Source organism: Streptomyces sp. NPDC001728 (assembly GCF_040297565.1).
Taxonomy (GTDB): domain Bacteria; phylum Actinomycetota; class Actinomycetes; order Streptomycetales; family Streptomycetaceae; genus Streptomyces.
Genome location: NZ_JBEOZK010000015.1, coordinates 24,919 through 45,280, shown reverse-complemented (window position 1 = coordinate 45,280; position 20,362 = coordinate 24,919). Strand labels below are relative to the sequence as shown.

Genomic DNA, 20,362 nt, shown 5'->3' with positions numbered 1-20,362 from the left:
GCACGGGAGCACCGACCCGGAGGTGATCGTCGGCGAGCAGGTCGATTCCGGCGCCGTCACCACGACCGGCCGGCCGGCCCTTCGAGTTCCCCGGTCTCTCGTGACCCGTGTCCGGGACGGGCGGATCGTGCATGTCCGCGACTCCATGGAGGGACTCGGCGTGGCTCACGCGACGAACCGACCGACCGCGGTGGCCGGCAGCCTCAGCAACGGCGACCGAACCCCCTCGGGGCAGCGCCCGGCCGGGCGCGAAGCGCCGTGGCGGACCAGGCGAACGCGGGTGTCAGGCATTCCGGCGCCGGCCAGCCGTTGACGACGGCCAGCAAGGAGAGGTACCGGTCCCGGCGGGGATCGTTCATCTGGTCCAGCCGCGCTGCGAGACGCAGGTGGAGATCGCCGGGGCCCGACGGGGGCGGACTGCCCAGGATGTCCGCGCAGTGCGCCGCCAGCACCGTGACGATCGGCTCCGCCTCGGGTGAGTCCGGTTCGACGCCGGCCTTGAGCGCCGGCGTCACCTGAGCCCGAACGGCTTCGGCGAGGATCCGGATCAGGCCCGTGGTGTCGTGCGGGGCCCGGTCGGCCACCAGGTCCTGGGCCATGCCGTGCATCGACGCACGGAAGTCCTCGTCCTGGAGCAGTTCGGCCAACTCGACCCATGCCTCTATCTGTTCGGGCGTGGCATCGTCGGACATCTCGGGAACCAGCGAGCGGGTGACCGCCCCGAGCACGGGATGGTCACGCAGGCCGTCGAACACCGAGCCGAGGAAGTCGTCGATCAAGCGCTGCCGTTCGGCCTCGGACAGTCGTGCGAGCTTGTGCATGAGCGTCATCTCCTGGGGAGTCGAACCGCGTCTGGCCACCGCCGTCAGCACGGCGAGGTGCTGCCGCAGGACCCGGATCTGTAGCTCCAGGGCCTCGGCATGCGTCGCCGCGACGTCCGCGAGCGCGATCTCCCGCTCCATGATCTTGCGGATCGTGGTCAGGTCGACGCCCAGCTCACGCAGGGTGCGTACGAGGCTGATGCGGGCGATGGCATCGGAAGGGAAGCGGCGATAGCCCGCAGGGGTGCGGTCTGCCGGTGGCACGATCCCGGAATCGGCGTAGAACCTGATGGCCTTCACCGTCAGGCCCGTACGCCGAGCCAGATCGCCGATCGAGTAGAGCGTCTCGCCGTCCATGCCCCTCACCCTGATGTCTCCCCTTACGGGAGACGCAAGCTCCGCCGCACCTCACCGCTTCGTTCCGGTCGGCGCGGCCCCGAACGGTCCGTCTCCGCCACACACGCCAGGACCGCCTCGTATGCGGGATCACACAGTGCCGGGGGTGTCGCCGCGCCCTCGTGTGCGGTCAGCCCTCGCGGCGGAGGTCCAGTACGCAGAAGACCTTGTCGTAACGGCTTTCGCCCACGGCGACGAAGTCGGGGAGGCGGCCGTACTCGGTGAAGCCCAGTGTCCGGTAGAGGTGCAGGGCGTGGGTGTTGTCGCCCCGGGCGTCCAGGGTGAGGACCTCGATGTCCGCCTCCCTGGCGTCGGCGACCAAGGCGGCGGTCAGCGCCCGGCCGACACCGCGACCGTGGGCAGCCGCGTCCACCGCGATCTTCTCCAGATCGGCGTGGGGCCGATGGGTCGGTCGGGCGTAGCGCTGCCAGTAGCCCAGCCCGACCAGCCGGCGGCCGAGGTAGGCGGTGCGCAGGGCCGCGTCTCCGGCCCGTACCGCGGAGAGGACATGGCGGAGGAGTTCCTCGACCTCGTCCCGCGAGGGTGGCTCGACCCAGCCCAGTGCGGCACCGCCGCTGACGAGATCCGCCAGGATCCGGTGGGCCGACTCCGGGAAGGCGGCCTCCAGCCCCGGATCGGAGGTCAACGCCATGGCGTCGAGGACGGCGAGCCGCTCAGGGGATGCACCGCTGGTCATGATCGGCAGCATAGCCAGCGCGGATCCCGGCCGAGGTCTGGGGGAGAATGCGGTGGTCGTAGGCCCGGCCCACTTGACACGATCCGGGTGTCGGTGGACGAGGAGACCCAACGCACCCGGATCACCCGTCGCCGGGCCCTCGCACCCGAGGGGGCGCTCCCGATGGCCGAGACCGACTTCCGGCACGCGCGGGCCCTCTTCGAGGAGCCCGACGCGCCGGAGCTGGAAGGCCGCGAGGGAGTCGGGCCGCCCTCCGGCTGGGCGAGCCGGCGGGACTGGGCCGCCGACCGGTGGCCGTCTTTCGCGTGACCGACTCAGCCGAGCGGTACGCCGTACGGTTCGCCGCCGAGGAAGCCGTGCTCAAGGCGCCGGGCGCCGGGCGCCGGGCGCCGGGCGTCGGGCTCAACCCCGTCGCCCGTCGTCCCCCTGCTCAGGTCCGCCCCTCCCCACCGCGCTTCCACGCCTCGGCGAACATCTCGTGCAGCGGTGCCGTCGGCAGTATCCGTACGAACGGGGCCTCGATCTGGTTGCCCCACAGCGGTCTCACCTGGTGGCTCGCCAGTTTGACCGTCTCCAGGGGCAGGTGCGGGGCCTTCAGTTCCGTCCACTCGCCGGGCAGGAAGACCGTCCGGCCCGCCCGTGCCCGTTTGGCCTCCGTCACCGCGCCGGTGGTGAGGAGTTCCGCGCGCACCTCCGCGTGCCGTTTGGTCGTCCAGCCGTTCCACCTCCGCACGTTCCGGTCGGTGGGTGCGGCGAGCGTCGCGATCTGGAGGTAGAGCGCGGCGGCGTCCGTACCGACGCCGAACTCCTCGGCCGCGCGGGCGACGAGTTCCGGGCAGGAACGGCGGGGGTCCGCCTCATAGGCGCCGTCCGGGACCGCGCCCGAGCGGGCCCGGCGCATCATCCTGTCGAGTCCGCCGCCTTCGAGGAGGAGTGCCACCCGGTCGAGCTCCTCGCCGAGGTCGGTGACCTCCCGGACCCGCCGCCACACCTCGGGGTCGGCGCACCGCGCGGGGCGGAGGAAGGAGGTGCCGCCGGGTGCGCACACGACGAGGGGCCCGGAGTCGTACGCGGTCATGGAGGGCCGTTCGCCCTTGTCCTTGCGCCGGTCCATCGACACCGGGAGCCGTCCGGGCCCGAAGCGCTCGGCGATCCGCTCCGAGGCGTCCCTGACCCAGACCCTGGGCAGTTCGAGGAGCAGTTCCGGGCGTGCCAGTTCGGCCCGCAGCCGCTCGTGGAGGGCGGTCGCGCCCGCTGTCGCGGGATCACCGGCGGGCCGGTCGGTCCACGCCCAGACGAGGGCGCTCGCTGTCTCGCCGAGCGACAGCCCGACCCGGGTGCCGTAGGGCGCTTCGACGCCCTCCGGCGGCAGGGCCCGCACCTCGACGCCGAGGCCGTACGAGGGTGCCGCGAGGTCCCAGTCGGCGGCGGGCACCGTCGCGTCCCGGGCCGCCTCGTAACCGCCGGCCAGGCGCCGTGCCCACACCTCCGGGAGGCCCAGGTCGGATTCGAGTGCGTCGGCCGCCTCGTCGTGGACGGCGGGCAGCGTGCCGACCCGTTCGCACCATGCCCCGGCCATCCGGGCCACGGCCGCCTCCCTCCCGCCGGGACGCCACAGCTCGGCCGGGTCCTCCGGCATCGCGGCGGCCAGGACGGCCCTACGGCCCGCGTAGCCGAGCCGTCCGCGCAGTTCCTCGTACGCCTCCACCGTCAGGGGCGTCGCCTTGTACGGGGCTTTGCGCGCCAGGGTCCGGTCCTCGTCCCGGTCGTCCCGGCCGACGAGACCCGCGAGCACCAGCCGGGCCAGGGAGCGGCGTACACCGGTCAGTTCGGCGAACCGCGCGGCCGACGACTCCGGCAGCGGGAGCGGGCCGTGCGTCTCGATCGCCGTGATCAGCTGCCGCAGTCTGGTGGCGTCGTCCCGCTCCACGCGGACGAGCCGCGCCCCGGCGCAGGCCGTGGGCACCGGATCACCGCCCTGTTCCGTGGCGGGTGCCACGAACCAGTTCACCGATCCGCCGTCCCATGCGGCGGCGGACGCGACCGGTGTCCCGCTCTCCCGCAGCCGTTCCAGTGCCTCGGCGTCGGAGGTACGGCCCGCCCACCATCCGCTGCCCGGGCGGGCGAACGGCTGGTCGGCCCAGGTGTCCAGGAGCGCGAGCAGCGCCGCCCGGTCGTTGTCGGAGGTCGGCGCCACGGCCGCCCGCCAGGCCACGGCGTCGATCGTCCCGAGCAGCTGCGACCAGTCGTGCGGCGGCGCGGGCGGTGAGAGGCGCCGGACCTCCTCCCCGATCGTCCCGGCCAGGCAGGCGCCGTCGGCGGCCAGCGCGCTCAGTGTCGCCGGCAGCGCCGTGTCCGGGGTCCGCCGCCAGGTGTCGCGCTCCCCGCTCGCGGCGAGGCCGAACAGCGCGGGCACCAGCTCGGTGTCCGGGGCGGACCCGCGCGGCAGGGCCGGAGGCGCCTCCGCGAGGAGGGTGACCCGCCGGTGCAGGGCCAGGCGGCGTTCCTCCACGCGCGCGGCCCGCCCGGCGACCGCCGCCACGGCGTCGACCAGGACCGGTTCGGTGATCTGCGGCAGCTCGCGCGCGACGGCCGTGCGCAGCGCCTCCGCTCCGTGGCGTGCCGCCGCGAGCAGGTTGTCCGCCGTCTGCCTCCGTACGGTCCTCAGGGCGCGGGATCCGGCGGCGTCACGGGTCCGCAGCAGGTACCAGAAGGCGGGTGGCAGGGCGACGCCGCCGGAGACGGTGACGCGCCGGGCGGGCCGCACCCGGGGGTGCGCGGGCGAGTGGTGGCCGTCCAGCTCCCAGAGGAGTACGCCGTCGGAGGTGTACGCGCGCACGCCGGTCGGCGTCTCCGCCTCGGCGAGGACCACGACGTCCGCCGGACGCTCCGACGCGTCCACCGCGCCGCCGCCCACTTCCGTGCCGTGCGCCACGCGCGCGGTCACGTCTTCCGCCGCCGGGCCGCCGGGGGTCGTGCCTGCCGCCTTGCTCTCCGGCGGCGCCCAGAGGCCCCAGGGCCGCTGGCCCTGCCGGTCGATGCCGAAGCCGGCGGAGCGCCCGTCGATGCTCTCGAGGAGGTAGTGGTCGGGTGCGGGGTCGCGGTGCCGGGTGCGGAACAGCACGCGGGTCCCCACCAGGCCGTCCCGGCTGCCCAGGGGCGAATCGGTGAGGCCCGCAGGGAGCGGGGCCAGGTGGAGCGCTCCCGGCGCGAGGGCCATCCCCTCCTGGGAGGGTGCCACTGCCTGTTCGTGGCCGGGGAACTCAGGCGGGTCGATGCCCTCCCGGGGCTCGCCGCCGACCGCGTCCACGGCCCGCCACGGGCTCTTCTCGTACACGCCGTTGGTCCAGATCCGCGATCCGTCACCGACCTGCAGCTCATACCGGTCGATCCCGCCCGTGCCACCCGGCCTCAGCGCGCGCAGACCGCCGTGCCGGCCGCCGCCGTCGGCGGTCTCGAACTGGAAGCCGTACGCCCCGTGCAGCTTGCCGCCGAAGGGCACGAGGCCCCCCACCTCGTCCGGCGTGAACGGCTCGTCGGGTCGGTCGGCCCAGACGGCGGTGTCGCAGTGGTGCGGGTTCTCCTTGAGGGTCCAGCCGACCAGGAAGGAGCCGCCCACGTAGTGGACGGCGAACATGGTCGAGGCCTCCGGGACGGTGAACGCGCAGGAGCCCCGCACCCCGTCCGGGGCCACGGCGACCGCGCGGTCCCGACCGAACACGGTCAGCACCGGCCAGGTGGAGGTCACCCCGGCCACACCGGGCAGACCGGCGGCCCCGACGCCGTCCACCGGGCTGTCCGCCAAGGTCTCCCCCGAGCCGTCCGCCGAGTCCGCCCGCGCCGCGTCCGCCAGATCCGCCGCATCCGCCGCGAACTCCGCGTACACCGCCTCCAGGGCCGGCCAAGCCAGTTCCTCCGGCAGGCCCGCCGCGAGGGAGCGTCGCAGCGCGCCCGCCGCGTCCGCTTCCGAGAGGGCCTCGGCGATTCCGCCGAGGGCCGTCACGGTGGGGCGGTCCAGGACCGTTTCCAGTTCGGCCACGGCCTCCTCCGCGCCCGCGAGGCCCCCGCCGCCGACCGTCTCGACGAGCTTGCCGACCCGGCCTGCCACTTCGTGGGCGATGCCCTCGTTGCCCGGGAGCAGCGTCACCGCCGAGCCGGGCTTGCGTACGCGCGTGCCGAACCGGTCGCACCTCAGGTCCGCGTGCACGGTCCCTTCGAGCCGGGGGCCGAACACCGGGTCGCCGGCGAGGGCGGCGAGGTCGCGCCGGGACCGCTCGCCCCAGAAGCGCATCCGGACCTCGGGCCCGGGGTCGACGACCGTGGCGCCTGCGGCGAGGCAGGCGTCGAGGACGTCGGCGTCGAAGCCCTGGTAGTAGTGCCGGGTGGTGTGCACGGTCACCGGCTCGCCCGCCGCCCGCAGGCGTGGGCCCAGCCGGCCGACCAGGTCGAGGAACTCCGGCGGCAGCGGCTGCCGTCCGACGCCGCCGCCGGACTGTCGCGCGTACTGGTACATGTGGACGAACCGGCCGACCCAGTGGTGCAGTCCGCCCTCCGGGACCACCCGGCCGGCTTCGAGCGCGTCCGTCGCCCCGCAGGCGATCAGCATCCGCAGCCACGGCCCGCCGTCGGTGACGCTCTCCGGGAAGACGCCGAGGAGCCCTGCCGCGACCTCGTCGGTCGGCGGATGGGCTGTCAGGACCGTTTCTGCGGCGGTGAGGAGTGCGTCGGGCACCGACTTCTCACGGGTGACCGAGACGATGGCTCCGACCAGTCGGGCGACCTCCTCCTCGCCGTGCCCGGCCGCCTTCGCGGAGGCCCGTACCCGGCGCACCAGGTCTGCCGGGAGGTCGGCCTTCGACCCGGCCCACGCGCGCAGGAAGGCGTCCAGTGCCGCGTGTGCCCCGACCGGTTCCAGGGTGTCCGCGAGGAAGCGCTGATGGGCCCCGAACTCCTTCGCCGGCATGGCCCCGCCGGTGGCGAACAGCAGCCCGTTGGCGCGGCGGTAGGCGGGATCCACGGGCAGCCCGTGCTGGGCCTCGGCGGCTCGGGCCGCCACGTACGCCCTGCCGCCCGGCCGGCTCCCGTACCCGATCAGCCGGTGTCCCACGGTGTCCCAGAACCACGGCAGGTGGGCGGGCGGCAGCCGTCGCGCCCGTGCGGCCATGGCGCCGACGAAGGCGCCGGGCTTGGTCCAGGACCGGCTGAGTTCGGCTCCCATGTCCTCGATCAGCTCGCGCGCGACCGAGGCCGCCCCCGGGTCGTGGGCGGCGACCCAGTCGGCGTACGCGGTCGAGACGTGCGCCCTGCCGTTGACGGGTACCAGGGATTCCAGCGAGGCGATCATGATCCGATCCTGGCACGGGCCACTGACATCGCCCCGGGCGGCTGGGGGTTGAGCCGAGGGGCGTACGGCCGAGTCGTACGCCCCTGGGGTCACGTGCGCAGGGCGCCGGCGACGAAGTCCCGGGTCCAGGGGACGGCGGAGTCGATCGGGAGGTACTGCCCGTCCGCCGGGAAGAAGTCGACGACGCCGGCCGCCCCGTAGTTCGCCCAGAAGCAGGTGGTCATGGGGAAGGTGTCGGTGACGTTCTGACGGCACTTCACGACGAGGGTGGGGCTCGTGGCGGTCCTGACCTTGCCGGTGAAGTTGCGGCCGTAGCCCGTGGCGAGTTCCGTGGAGGCGTCGAAGATCCTCTTCAGCGCGGCGGCCGGGTCCGGCACGTTCTCGTAGAGATGGGTCCTGGCCGTGAACATGGGCGCCGCGGCCGAGATCGTGCCCTTGCTGAGGACGTTCCTCCGGCCGCCGAAGCAGGACACCTCGTCGGCGATGTCCTGGCTGTCGCCCTCGATCTCCTTGAGGTCCTCGTCGCCGGTGACGCTCATGTCGAGGTCGCTGCCGTAGTGGAAGCCGCCGTCGCCCTCGTCGCAGACGAGGCCTTCGAGTTCCGGTACGGCGACTGCCTTGTAGCGGGTGCCGGGGTCGGCGGCGAGCTTCTCGCCCGCCGGCCCGGCGCCGGCGGCCTTCGCCCCTCCGGCCGAGGGCCCGCCGGCCGCGGCCTCACCGCCCGAGGTCGTACCCGCCGTCTGCGTACCGCCCGGGGACGCGCCGGATCCGCATCCCGCGACAGCCGTCACCAGGACGGCCGCGGCCACTGCCTTCCGAAACCCGCTCATACGCCGACTCCCCCGCGAAGCACCCGTGTTGATCATGATCGCGTGATCATACGGGGGACACGGAAGGGGTGCCGCGACACCCCCCTCGGGCTCGCGGCACCCCGGTCGGCGACCGGTGGCCGTCAGAGGCGCTGCCACAGGGCCGGGACGTTCGACGGCTCCCAGCCGGGCTGGGCCTGGTGAACCCGCGCGGACGCAGGCGGCGGCGAAGCAGTCGCCGAAGCAGCCGTCGCCGGGTACGTCGGTCCAGGCCTCGGCGGCCAGTTCGGCGAGGTCGGTCTCGGCACGGGGTGCCAGCGGATGGTCGGCGGCGAGCATCACGTACACCGGATCGCGGGCGACCTCCGTCCAGGCGAGCCGGCCGGCCTCGGGCGGGCCGCTCTCGCCGCAGACCCCGACGAGGGCGAAGTCCAGCCGTCCGGCGACGACTCCGCAGGCGATCTCCCGCTCCGACCACGAGGTGTACGTGGAGGCCGGGGCCCCCGGGTCGGTGCGGGCGATCCGGTCGACCAGGCTGCCGAGGAGCGGTCCGTGGGTGCCGCCGAAGTGGGTACCCCTCGGCGCCCTCCCGTGCGAACCGCACGGCTTCTTCCGTGCGGTTCGCGGACGGCGGGGAGCACGACCCGGGCCCGGTCGAGGACCAGGCCCCCGAGGGCGGTGATCCGTACGCCCCCCGTCCGCGCTCGAACAGGACGCCGCCCAGGGCCCGTTCGATCCTCTTGAGCTGGGCACTGAGCGCCGGTTGCGCGAGTCCGAGGACGGTGGCGGCGCGGGTGGGACTCCCCGCGTCCGCGATGGCCCGGATCGTCTTCAGATGCCTCAGCTCCAGGTCCATACGCAGAGCTTGACGCCCCCACCCCGAGAGGTCCGGACCGAAGCCGGAACACGCGCCCACGCGGGCCGCACCCGGTACCGGTCTTCGCCCCTCGGAGCCTCGGACGCCGAGTCCGCTTACCTCAGGCCGCGTTCGGCCCCACGTCCGCCGGGGTGAGCGGACGGCGGGTCGGCGCCAGGGTCGAGTACTCGTCGGCGCCGATGTCGCGTGCGGTGCCGCGTACGTGCCCGTCGATGTCCTCCGGGACGGACGTGCCGGTCAGCGTGGCGGCGTCGATCGCGGGGCTGCCCGCGGCGAGGCGGTACACGCCGTCCGAGGAGGCGGTGAGGCGGGGGTCGATCCGGGTGTAGCCGGAGGCCGGGATCGTGCCGGCGGTGGCGGCGCCCCACAGGATGTTGCTCTGCCAGGTGAAGTGGGTCGTCGCCCCCATGGCGACCAGGCTGCCGGAGTCACCGACGAGGAGGTTGTCGGCGACGACGACGTCCCGGGGTTCGTACGTCCGGGTCTCGCCCGAGAGTGAACTCTTGTTGTTGCGGAGGGTGTTGTGCACGATCACCGCACGGTCGCAGGCGTCGTTGCCGCGCCGCTCGTCGGTGGTCTCCCCGGAGGTGTGGTCGCGGGTGGTGCCGCTGCCGATGACGAGGGCGCGGACCGTCAGGTCGGCGAGGTAGTTGTTGACGATCACGTGGTCGTTGCCGTAGAGGCGGATGCCTTCCTTGCCACCGATCAGGTAGTTGCCGTCCACCGTCGTGCCGTTGCCGTGGCGCAGCACGATGCCGCCGCGGCTGGACCGGATCGTGTTGTAGCGGATGGTGTTGCCTGAGGACTTCACCGAGATCGCCTCGGGGTCTCCGTCGCACCGTTCGAACAGGTTGTACTCCACCTTGGCGTCCGCGTCGGACAGCGCGCGGCTGCTCACGCCGAGCCGGATCGACTCGCCGCCGTTGGCTCCGGCGTAGCTGTGGTCGGAGAAGTAGTTCCTGAGGATCTGGGTGCGCTGGGCGATCTCCGTGGTGCCGGGGCCGTCGATGACGACGAAGATGCCCTCGGTGGTCTTGTCGTGGAAGTGGTTCCGGTCGAGCTTGGCGTCGTCGCCCTCCACGAGGACCCAGTCGACGGGGGTCACCTCGGCGAACTGGAAGTCGTTGCGGGTGAGCCGGATGCCGGTGCTGTTCACGGGGATCGTCAGGGTCCCGCTCTGGCGCAGGGAGAAGCCGCTGACGGTGATGTTGCTGGAGTCGTCGAAGACGAAGCTCCGCTCGCCGCGCAGTACGGCGCCGCCGCGGGACTGCGCGACGATGGTGATCGGCGCGGTGGTGGTGCCGTGCCGGCCGGTCACCTTGATGACGCCGCCCGCCGGGACGGTGTAGGTGCCGTTGGCCAGGACGATCCGGTCGCCGGGGACGGCCTTGTCGATCGCGCTCTGGAGCGCGCTCAGCGAGGTGACCGGGTCCGTCGGCGCGGCGGCGGACGCGCCGGCCGCGAGGAGTGCGTCGAGGGGGACGGCGGTGACCGCCGCGCCGATCAGGGAGCCCTTGAGGAACGTCCGTCGCTGCATGCTGCCTCCTGGAGGGGGGTGTTACGCGGGCGGTGCGTCGGCGCCGGGGCGGGGGCCCCGGCGGGGAGCCCCTGACCGCCCCGGGGCCGAACGGAAGGGATCCGGGGCGGGCCCCCACGGCCCGCCCCGGATCCGGTCTGTGCGGACGTCGAGCACCGGCGCCACGGCCGTGGGGCGGGCACCGGTCCCGGACCGGACGTCGGGGATCAGTGTCCCGGCCGTCACTCACGTCTCACTCACGTTCCGCTAACGCGGTAGGCGGCGGCCTCCGTTCGGGTGGACCTCGCGGATGCGGCCGGTCACGAGTGTGGGCACGCCGGGCGGACCGGTTCACGATGGGCCGTCGGGGCCGCTGCTCCTCGTCCCCGTGCGCCGACTCGTGTTCTTCCCGTAAAGCCCCGTACGCCCGCGCGTGTTCTCGTGAACCCTCATGCACGCACGCGTGCTCTCGCGGAGCCTCGAGCCCGAAGGTGGACAGATGGCCGGCCGACGCAGGGCGATCGCCCAGTTCCTGACACTGGCCCTGGCTGCCGCGACCGTGGGCACGGCGGGTGTGCGGCCCGCCGCCGCCGTCGTGGCGCGCGCCCCGGTGCCGCGTCCGGTGGCGCCCGCGCTCGCGCAGGCCCCGGCCGCCGACCGGACGACGATCTCCCATGACGACCTGCGCACCGGGTGGGACCCGGACGAGCCGGGGCTCGCCCCCGAGCAGGTGTCCGCCTCGGACTTCGGGCAGCAGTTCTCCACCACCGTCGACGGCCAGGTGTACGCGCAGCCGCTGGTCGTGGGCCACACGCTGGTGGCGGCGACGGAGAACAACAAGGTGTACGGGATCGACGCGGCGACCGGCAGGATCGGCTGGACGAAGGACTTCGGCGCGCCCTGGCCCGCTTCGGCGGTCAACTGCGGGGACCTCGTACCGAACGTCGGGGTCACCTCGACCCCGGTGTACGACCCGGCGAGCAACGCCGTGTATCTGACGGCGAAGGTGAACGACGGCCCCGACGTCCAACACCCGAGCTGGTACGTGCACGCCCTCGACCCGGCGACGGGCGCCGAGCGGTCGGGCTGGCCGGTGAAGGTGGCGGGCGCGCCCGTCAACGATCCGGGCCGGGCGTTCAACCCGTACACGGCGGCCCAGCGTCCGGGGCTGCTCCTGATGGGCGGTTCGGTGTACGCGGCCTTCGCCTCGCACTGCGACCGGGGCCCGTACGTCGGGTACGTCCTGGGTGTCAGCACCACGACGCGCCGGACGACGCTCTGGGCGACCGAGGACTCGTCCGCGAACGGGATGGCTGGCATCTGGATGAGCGGGGGCGGGCTGGTCTCGGACGGTCCCGGCCGCATCCTGTTCTCGACGGGGAACGGTGTCTCCCCCGCGCCGGGTCCGGGCAACCGGCCGCCGGGGCAGCTCGCGGAGTCGGTGGTCCGGCTCGGCGTGAACAGCGACGGCACGATGTCGGCGCAGGACTTCTTCAGCCCCTCCGACGCGCCGCTGCTCGACCAGAACGACACGGACCTGGGTTCGGGCGGTCCGGTGGCCCTGCCGGGACCCGCCTTCGGTACGAGCCGGAATCCGCGGCTGCTGGTCCAGATCGGCAAGGACGGGCGGCTGTTCCTCCTCGACCGGGACGACCTCGGCGGCCGGAGCCAGGGCGCGGGAGGCACCGACAAGGTGCTCGGCACGTTCGGGCCGTACGAGGGCGTCTGGGGGCATCCCGCGGCGTACGGCGGCCAGGGCGGTTACGTGTACACCGTCGGGAGCCGGGCGCCGCTGCGCGCCTTCGCGTACGGGCTCACCGGTTCCGGGCTGCCCGCGCTCAGCGACACGGGGAGCAGCGCGGCGCTGTTCGGCTACACCTCCGGGTCTCCGATCGTGACGTCCACGGGCACGAATCCGGGTTCGGCGCTGGTGTGGGCCGTCGCGGCGGACGGCGCGAACGGTGCCAACGGGCAGCTGCGCGCCTACGACGCGGTGCCCGTGAACGGGGCGCTGCGGCTGCGCTGGTCGGCGCCGATCGGGGTGGCGGCGAAGTTCTCGGTGCCGGTCGCGGACGGCGGGCGGATCTACGTGGGCACCCGGGACGGCCAGGTGAAGGCCTTCGGGCGGCCGGCCAACACGGCTCTGACGGGTGAGCCGGTGGACGCCGGCGAGGTCGCGGTCGGCGGGACGGGCTCGGTGACGGCGACGGTCACGGCGTCCCGTGACGTGACGATCACGGGGGTGGGCACGCCCGCGGGCAGCGCGTTCTCGGCCTCGGCCGACGCGCTGCCGCGCACGCTGCGGGCGGGCGAGTCGTACACCGTCCGGGTGGCGTTCTCGCCGACGGTTCCCGGACCCGACACCTCGGCCCTGACGTTCACGACGGACCTCGGTGACAGTGCGCTCGGGCTGACCGGGTACGGGACGAAGCCGGGTCTGGTCGCGTCGCCGGGCACGCTGGACTTCGGGACGGTGGCGACGACGACCCGCAAGGCGCTGGGGGTGACGTTCACCAACACCGGGACGGCGGACGAGACGGTCTCCGGGGTTTCGCTCCCCGGCGCTCCGTTCTCGGCGTCCGACCCACCGCCCGCCGGTACGGTCGTGCCGCCCCGGCAGTCCGTCATGGTGCAGGTGGCGTACGCGCCGACGTCCTCCGGACAGAACACCGGGACGCTCGCCGTCACGGGGCCGAACGGCACGGCGTCGGTCGCGCTGACCGGTGAGGCGGTGACCGGGCGGGCGCAGCTCACGGTCACGCCCACGTCCACGGACTTCGGGGCGGTGAAGGTCGGGGAGTCCGTGACCCGGACCTTCGACATCAGCAACACCGGGAACATCCCGCTCACCATCACCAAGGCCAAGCCGCCGGCGGCGCCGTTCCATGTGACCAATCCGATCAGCGAGGGTCAGGTCCTCGGGCCCGAGGACGTGGTGCACCAGGCCGTCACCTTCTCCCCCACCTCGATCGGGGCGGTGACCGCCGCCTACGAGCTGACCTCGAACGACGGGCGCGGCCCGCAGAACGAGTCGCTCAAGGGCTCCGGCGCCGCCGGGGCGGTGGTCACCGTGCCGTCGCCGGGCGCCGGCGGCTGGAAGCTGAACGGCTCGTCGCGGATCTCCGGGAACGACCTCCAGCTCACCCAGGCGACCGCGTCCCAGCGGGGTTCGGCGGTCTGGCCCGTGCCGGTGCTCACCGACGGGCTCAAGGCCTCCTTCACCACGGTCATCGGCGGTGGAACCGGCGCCGACGGGCTCACCTTCTCGCTGCTGGACCCGGCCCGGACCACGTCGGCCGCGCTCGGCGGCGTGGGTGGCGGCCTCGCCTACAGCGGGCTCCCGGGCGTGGCCGTAGCCTTCGACACGTACCGCAACCCCGGTGACCCCTCCGCCAACTTCGTCGGGGTCGCCACCGGCGGCACCGGCTCGACCCTGACGTACGCGGCGACGACGTCGAGCGTGCCGAACCTGCGGTCGGGCACCCACACGGTCGCGGTCGGCGTCACCGGGAAGACGGTCACCGTCTCCGTCGACGGCGTCCAGCGGCTGCGGACCACGGTCGCCGCGCTGCCGCCGACGGCGCTGCTCGCCTTCACGGGCGGGACCGGCGGCGTGACCGACATCCACGCGGTACGGGGTGCGGCGATCACCGCCACCTCGTACGCGCTGCCGCCGCCGGGCCCCAACGGGTGGACGTACAACGGCAGCGCAGCCGTGTCCGGCACCTCCCTCCTCCTCACCCCCGCCCAGCCCGCTCTGACGGGTTCGGCGGTCCAGGCGACCGCCGTGCCCTCGGCGCGGCTGAGGGCCCGCTTCACCGCCACCCTCTCGGGCGGCACGGGTGCCGACGGCATGGCCCTGCTGCTGCTCGACGCGTCGCGCACGACGCCCAGGGCGCTGGGCGGCGGGGGCGGCGGGCTCGGCTTCAGCGGTCTGCCCGGCGTGGCGGTCACCCTGGACACCTACCGCAATCCCGGGGATCCTTCGGCGAACTTCGTGGCGGTCGCCACCGGGGGAACGGGCTCGGCCCTGCGGTACGCGGCGACGTCGACGGCCGTACCGGCCCTGCGGACGGGCAGCCATGTGATCGACGTCGACGTCACCGCCGCCGGGCGCCTCCTGGTCCTCGTGGACGGCACCCAGGTCATCGACGTGGCGGTCACGCTGCCCCGGAACGTGCTCGTCGGATTCTCCGGCGCCACGGGCGGCCTGACCGACCGTCATGCGGTCTCGGGGGTGCGCGTCGGGTACTGAGCCGGGAGCGCGCACCGCGCCTCCGGTAGTCTGCTCGACTTCCGCACACGTACCCGATCTCTCCAGTGAGGCGAGCGACGTACATGAGCAAGCTGAGCCGCATCTACGTGGACGCGTGCCTGCGCGAGGACGGCGGACTCGCCGAGGCCGTCGCGCGGGCCGAACTGCCGCCGGCCTTCGACGAGGCCTGGCGCGCGCATCTGCTGCCCCGGCCGTGGTTCGTGAGCGCCGCCGAGACGGTGGCCTTCGCCCGGGACCTGGACGGCCTTTTCGACCTCCTGGTGTCGTTGCCGCTGCGGCTCTTCGACGGTGATCTCGACCGGTACGCGGCGGAGATCGGGATCGGTCCCGCGCTCGCGGCGCTGCTCCGCCGGGGCGGGTCCGGGGTCCCCGCGAAGCTGGGCCGCGCCGACGCCTACCACGACGGCACGGCGTACAAGCTCCTGGAGTTCAACCTCGGCAGCGAGGTCGGCGGTCTCGACATGGCCGTGTTCAACCGAGGGCTGCTCGGGGTCCCCGAGTTCGGTGCCTTCGCGCGCGAGCACGGGCTCGGCCACGTCGACATCGCCGCGCGCACGGCGGCCGTCCTGCGGGACCGGGCGAGGCCGGCGCTGTCCGGTGGCGCGGAGCCGGTGATCGGGCTGATCGAGGGACGCGGCGGTGTCGCCCCGTACGGGAGGCTGATGCGGGCCACGGTGGAGGCGATGGCCGAGCAGGGTCTCGACCTGCGGATCGGGGAGATCGGGGACGTACGCACCCGGGCGGACGGGAAACTCACCCTCGACGGCACTCCGCTGGACCTCGTGCTGCGGAACTTCGCCGCCGGTCAGCTGCTGGCGGATCCGGAGGGCCCGGAGGCCGCGGAACCGTTCTTCCGGGCTCACGAGGCGGGCCGGACCGTGCTCTTCACGTCCCTGGAGAGCGGCTACTACGCGAACAAGAGCGCGCTCGCGCTGCTGACGGACCCGCGCTGGAGCGATTCCTTCGACGCGGCGGAGCGGGCGCTCGTCGAACGGGTCCTGCCGTGGAGCCGGGCGCTGGGCGGGGGCGGTTCTGGTCCCGGCCCTGGCTCCGGGTACGGCTCCGGGGACGGCGATCTGGTGGATCTCTGCCGGGAGCGGCGGGAGCGGCTCATCCTCAAGCCGGGGGCCGGGTACGGCGGTCTCGACACGTGCGTCGGCTGGGAGTCCACCGATGCCGAGTGGGCCGAGGCGCTGCGGGTCGCCGTGGAGCGCGGCGGCTATGTGGCGCAGGAACGCGTCGTTCCGCACCCCGAGCCGGTCCACGACCCGGCGACGGGCGCCGTCGACGACTGGATCGCGGCGATCGGCATCTTCCTCACCGACGAGGGCTACGCGGGCGCGCACGCGCGTGCCAACCGCGCCGACGGGGGTGCGATCGTCGGGATGAGTAGCAATCCGGACACACGGATGGCGGGTGTGTTCACGCATCCCTGACGCCCCGGTGCCGACGGCGTCGCCGCCACCGAGGTCACGCCGCCGGTGACAGACCTCTCCCCGGCGGCGGACCGGTCACGGCCCCCTCAGGGCGCCACGTGGTAGTAGCGGCGACAGCCGCGCAGCATGGCCTCCGGCGACAGGGTGAACACGTCGACGAAGGGAAGCTCACCGACCCGGCCCATCACCACCACGCTGTCCCCCTCGGCCACGATCCGGTCGAGGGTGTGACGGGCGGGCGGCACCAGGCCCTCCCGGTGCATCCGCAGCACCTCGGCGCGGCCCTGCCCCGGCGGGGCGTCCGGCCGGCGCAGCTCCACGTCCTCGTGGAGAAGCGATCCGAATCCGTCCACATCGCCGTCGTCGAGGTAGTGATAGGCGAGCCGTACGTGGTCGACCCCGGCCGCTGTGACCATGCCGCCCACCTCGCGCCCGCCGCCCCGCTCACTGTCTTCGCTGCTGCTCACCGGCCGTGTCCTTTCGTGCGTCCTCGGACACTCTGCTCCGGCCGTGCAACCCCGAACTATCGCAGGGCTATCACCGGACAGCAGCGACACGCTCCCCACGGAAACTCCACGGCATGGACAAAAGCCGTTCGGTTCCAGGAGACTGACCCGGCAGTCGCCTCGATCACCCCTCTCCGAGCGCCGGACCCCGACCTGGGAGACGTATGCCCGACTCCGTCAGCGGAGTACGCCCCGCTTCTGAAGGCCCGGTCTTCCGCATCCTGGGGCCGTTACAGGTCACCGGTCCGCGAGGGCCGGTCCGTGTGCCGCCCGGCCGGCAGGAAGTCATCCTGGCCGCCCTCCTGTTGGAGGCCAACCGGGTGGTCAGCACCGACTATCTCGTCGATCTGATCTGGGACGACGAGCCGCCGGACACCGCCCGTACGCAGGTGCAGATCTGTGTGTCCCGGCTGCGGAAGCTGTTCGCGGGGGCCGGACTGGACGCCGCCATCACCACCCGGCCGCCGGGGTACGTGCTCAAGACCGACGGCGAGAGCGTGGACTCGGCTCTCTTCGCCCGCGAGGTGGCGGAGGCGCGTGCGCTGCTCCGGTCCGGCCGTCCGGCCGAGGCCGTCGAACGACTGCGGGCCGCTGAGGAGTTGTGGCAGGGGTCGGGCCTCGACGGGGTCACGTGCGACACCCTCCGCAGCAAGGCCCTCCAGTTGGACGAGGAACGGCTGACGGCCGTGGAGACCCGTATCCATCTGGAACTCGACCTCGGGCGCCATCACCAACTGGTCGGCGAGATCCAGCTCTTGGTACGGAAGCACGCACTGCGCGAGCGGCTGCGCGGCCAGCTGATGCTGGCCCTGTACCGCTCCGGGCGTCAGGCCGAGGCCCTTGAGGCGTACCGGATCGGCCGGGAACTCCTCGTGGAGGAACTCGGCCTCGAACCCGGCGAGGAACTGCGCGGGCTGGAAGCCGCGATCCTCTCCGGGGATCCTTCGCTGCGTTCGGCCGGTGCCGAGGACCGGATCGGATCGACACCCCCCGGCCACACCGCCACCGGAAACGGACTCGCGGGCGCGGGGCGCGATGCCGACCGGCTGTCCGGACGGCGTGCGGACGGCACCGCCGACGACGGCCGATGGGACGGCCGTACGGGATCGGGGACGGGGTCGGGGACGGGGATGGGGGCGGGATCGGGGTCGGGCGTCGGACCCGGCGCCGGTTCGGGGTCCGGACGGTACCCGGGCGCGGAGTCGTCTCCCGGCGCGGAGACGTACGGCGGTACGGGGTCGGGATCCGGCATCACGAGCGGTGGGACGCGTGGCGGCATCGCGGGTCACGCCGGTGGCACCGGCGGCCTGGGCACCAGCGGCCTCGTGGGCAGCACCGGGCTCTCGGGCACCGTGGGCACCCCCGGTATCGACGCCGCCCGTGCGGGATCGGCAGCCGGACCCGCGTCGGGAGCGTCCGCCGCGCCGGCCACGGAGGCTCCGGAAACCCTCGCGGCTCCCCCGTCGCGTACGGCCCCGGTGGCCGTGGCCGGGGCGGGCGAGGAGATTCCGCGCCAGCTCCAGGCCGACACCGCCGACTTCGTCGGTGACGAGGAGCAGATGGGCGCGATCGAGCGCGCCCTGATCGGTGACGGGCAGCGGCGGGCGGTGGGGGTCGCCGTGATCGTCGGCAAGCCCGGCACCGGCAAGTCCACCCTGGCCACCCACATCGCGCACCGCATCGGGGAGAATCGTTTCCCCGACGGTCAGCTGTACTGCGACCTGCGCGGCACCACGGCCGCTCCCGCCACGGCGGCGGAGGTGCTCGGCCGTTTCCTCCGGGCCCTCGGCATCCCCGGCCCGGTGATCCCCGAGTCGCTCGACGAGCGGGCCGAGATGTACCGGACGCTGCTCGCCACCCGGCGCGTGCTCGTCGTCCTCGACGACGCGGCCTCGGAGAGCCAAGTCCGGCCGCTGCTTCCGGGCACCCGCAGCTGCGCGGTCCTGGTGACCAGCCGACTGCGGATCACGGGGCTGCCCGGCGCGTACCGCGTGGAGCTGGACGTCCTCGACACCGAGCGCGCCCTGGAACTCCTCGTCCGGGTCATCGGTCCCGACCGGGTGACCAGGGAGTCGGTGGCCGCCGAGGCGCTGATCAGGACGGTGGGCGGGCTGCCGCTCGCGCTGCGGATCGTGGCGGCCCGGCTGGCGGCGCGCCCGCACTGGACGCTGGCCTCGATGGTCCACCGGCTGGCCAACGAACGTCACCGGCTCGACGAGCTGACCCACGGCGAGATGACCATGCGGGCCAGCCTGTCGCTCACCCACGACGGACTGGGCGCGGAGGAGCGGAAGCTGCTGCGGCTGCTCAGCCTCGCCCAGGGGCCCACCCTGCCGGGCTGGCTGGCCGGCGCCCTCCTCGACGACGGCCGTCCCTTCCCCTCCGACCTGCTCGAACCCCTCGTCGACGTGCAGATGCTCGATGTGGTGGGCGTCGAGTCGACCGGCGGCTTCCGGTACCGGTTCCACGAGATCATCCGGGTGTTCGCGCGCGAGCAGCTCGCGGCCCACGACGAGCCGGCCGCCCAGTCGACCGCGCTCGGTCGCATGATGGGCGGCTGGATGGCGCTCGCCGAAGAGGCCCACCGGCGGATCTACGGAGGGGACTTCACCCTTCTGCACGGCCGGGCGCCCCGCTGGCAGCCGCCGCGCACGGTCGTCGACGAACTGCTCGTCGATCCGCTGGAGTGGCTGGACAGCGAACAGGCCAACCTGTGCCAGGCGGTGGAGCACGCCGCCCGGGAGGGGATGGACGAGCTGAGCTGGGACCTCGCGACGACGCTCGTGACGCTGTTCGAGGTGCGCGGCCATCACGACCTGTGGGAGCAGAGCCACGAGCAGGCGCTCGCCGCGGTCAGACTGGCGGACAACACCCGTGGCACGGCTGCCCTGTTGAGTTCGATGGGCTCGCTGCACCTCAGCCGCAGCCAGCACGAGGAGGCCCGGCAGGACCTGACCACCGCGCTGGGTCTGTTCGCGGAGCTCGACGACGCGCACGGGCGCGCCCTGTGCCGCCGCGACCTCGCCCTCCTGGACCGGCTGCGCGGCGCCGACGACCGGGCGCTCGACCTCTACGGGCTGGCGCTCGCGGACTTCGACCGGGCCGAGGACCCGGTGGGGCGGGCGAACGTCCTCACCCACAGCGCGCACATCTGGATGCGGCGCGGCCAGGACTCCACCGCCCAGTCCCAGTTGGACGAGGCCCTGGGCATCTACCGCTCGGTGGGCTACACGGGCGGTCAGGCACGGACGCTGCGCCGGGTGGGGCAGCTCCTGTACGGGCGGGGCGAGCACGAGCAGGCGGTCCGCACCTTCAGCGAGGTGCTGGAACTGTGCCGTGAGCGCGGTGACGTGATCGGCGAGGGGCATCTGCTGCGGGACCTGGGCCAGGCGCACGCGGCCATGGGCCTGGACCGTCTCGCGCGGGACTTCTACGACCGTTCGCTGACGGTGCGCGAACAGATCATGGACCAGGGCGGATCGGCGCTGGTACGGCTCGACCTGGCACGGGTGCTTGCCCGTTCGGGCGAGCGGGACCGGTCGAGGGGACTTCTGGAGAGCGCCGCCCAGACCTTCCGGGACCGGAACATGGGCCCGGAACTGCGGGAGACGGAACTGCTCCTCGGACGTTGAACGCGGCGGCCGGGGGGCCGCCCGGATGGCTGTCGGGCCGGCAGGTCGACTG

General features: G+C 73.7%; 10 protein-coding genes and 1 pseudogene. 4 read left to right on the top strand and 7 right to left on the bottom strand.

The features are described from left to right. Positions 1-203: 203 nt before the first annotated feature. A complete protein-coding gene (locus ABT154_RS22200) occupies positions 204-1,178 on the bottom strand; it encodes a MerR family transcriptional regulator (protein ID WP_351858563.1) in 975 nt (324 codons plus the stop codon). A 169-nt stretch (positions 1,179-1,347) separates the two neighbouring features. Continuing rightward, complete coding sequence (locus ABT154_RS22195; RefSeq protein ID WP_351858562.1) at positions 1,348-1,914, bottom strand: GNAT family N-acetyltransferase; 567 nt, start codon at positions 1,912-1,914, stop codon at positions 1,348-1,350. 93 nt (positions 1,915-2,007) lie between these two features. Here ABT154_RS22195 and ABT154_RS22190 point away from each other — a divergent pair, with 93 nt between their 5' ends. Further along, positions 2,008-2,223, top strand: coding sequence for a hypothetical protein (locus tag ABT154_RS22190; protein ID WP_351858561.1), 216 nt, complete (start codon positions 2,008-2,010; stop codon positions 2,221-2,223). 121 nt (positions 2,224-2,344) lie between these two features. Here ABT154_RS22190 and ABT154_RS22185 read toward each other — a convergent pair whose 3' ends face one another. From ABT154_RS22185 to ABT154_RS22170, 4 genes and pseudogenes are all read right to left on the bottom strand, one after another. After that, positions 2,345-7,258, bottom strand: coding sequence for a hypothetical protein (locus tag ABT154_RS22185; protein WP_351858560.1), 4,914 nt, complete (start codon positions 7,256-7,258; stop codon positions 2,345-2,347). Between the two features lie 89 nt (positions 7,259-7,347). Next, on the bottom strand, positions 7,348-8,088 hold the full coding sequence (locus ABT154_RS22180; protein WP_351858673.1) for a hypothetical protein: 741 nt from the start codon (positions 8,086-8,088) through the stop codon (positions 7,348-7,350). Positions 8,089-8,271: 183 nt separating this feature from the next. Next, positions 8,272-8,923, bottom strand: a pseudogene (locus ABT154_RS22175) (LysR family transcriptional regulator); the annotation flags it as partial. Between the two features lie 121 nt (positions 8,924-9,044). After that, complete coding sequence (locus tag ABT154_RS22170; RefSeq protein WP_351858559.1) at positions 9,045-10,481, bottom strand: chondroitinase-B domain-containing protein; 1,437 nt, start codon at positions 10,479-10,481, stop codon at positions 9,045-9,047. A 478-nt stretch (positions 10,482-10,959) separates the two neighbouring features. On the opposite strand from ABT154_RS22170, the gene ABT154_RS22165 reads away from it, so the two are divergent. After that, positions 10,960-14,715: a choice-of-anchor D domain-containing protein gene (locus ABT154_RS22165; RefSeq protein WP_351858558.1), complete on the top strand. Its 3,756-nt coding sequence runs from the start codon at positions 10,960-10,962 to the stop codon at positions 14,713-14,715. An 83-nt stretch (positions 14,716-14,798) separates the two neighbouring features. Continuing rightward, positions 14,799-16,172 carry a hypothetical protein gene (locus ABT154_RS22160; RefSeq protein ID WP_351858557.1) on the top strand — a complete coding sequence of 458 codons (1,374 nt, stop codon included), beginning with the start codon at positions 14,799-14,801 and terminating at the stop codon, positions 16,170-16,172. An 86-nt stretch (positions 16,173-16,258) separates the two neighbouring features. Here the strand turns inward: ABT154_RS22160 and ABT154_RS22155 are convergent, their stop codons facing one another. Further along, entirely contained in the window at positions 16,259-16,639 is a 381-nt protein-coding gene (locus ABT154_RS22155; protein ID WP_242426965.1) for a nuclear transport factor 2 family protein, read from the bottom strand. Positions 16,640-16,896: 257 nt separating this feature from the next. Here ABT154_RS22155 and ABT154_RS22150 point away from each other — a divergent pair, with 257 nt between their 5' ends. Beyond that, positions 16,897-20,310 carry an AfsR/SARP family transcriptional regulator gene (locus ABT154_RS22150; protein ID WP_351858663.1) on the top strand — a complete coding sequence of 1,138 codons (3,414 nt, stop codon included), beginning with the start codon at positions 16,897-16,899 and terminating at the stop codon, positions 20,308-20,310. The last annotated feature ends 52 nt before the right edge of the window (positions 20,311-20,362 follow it).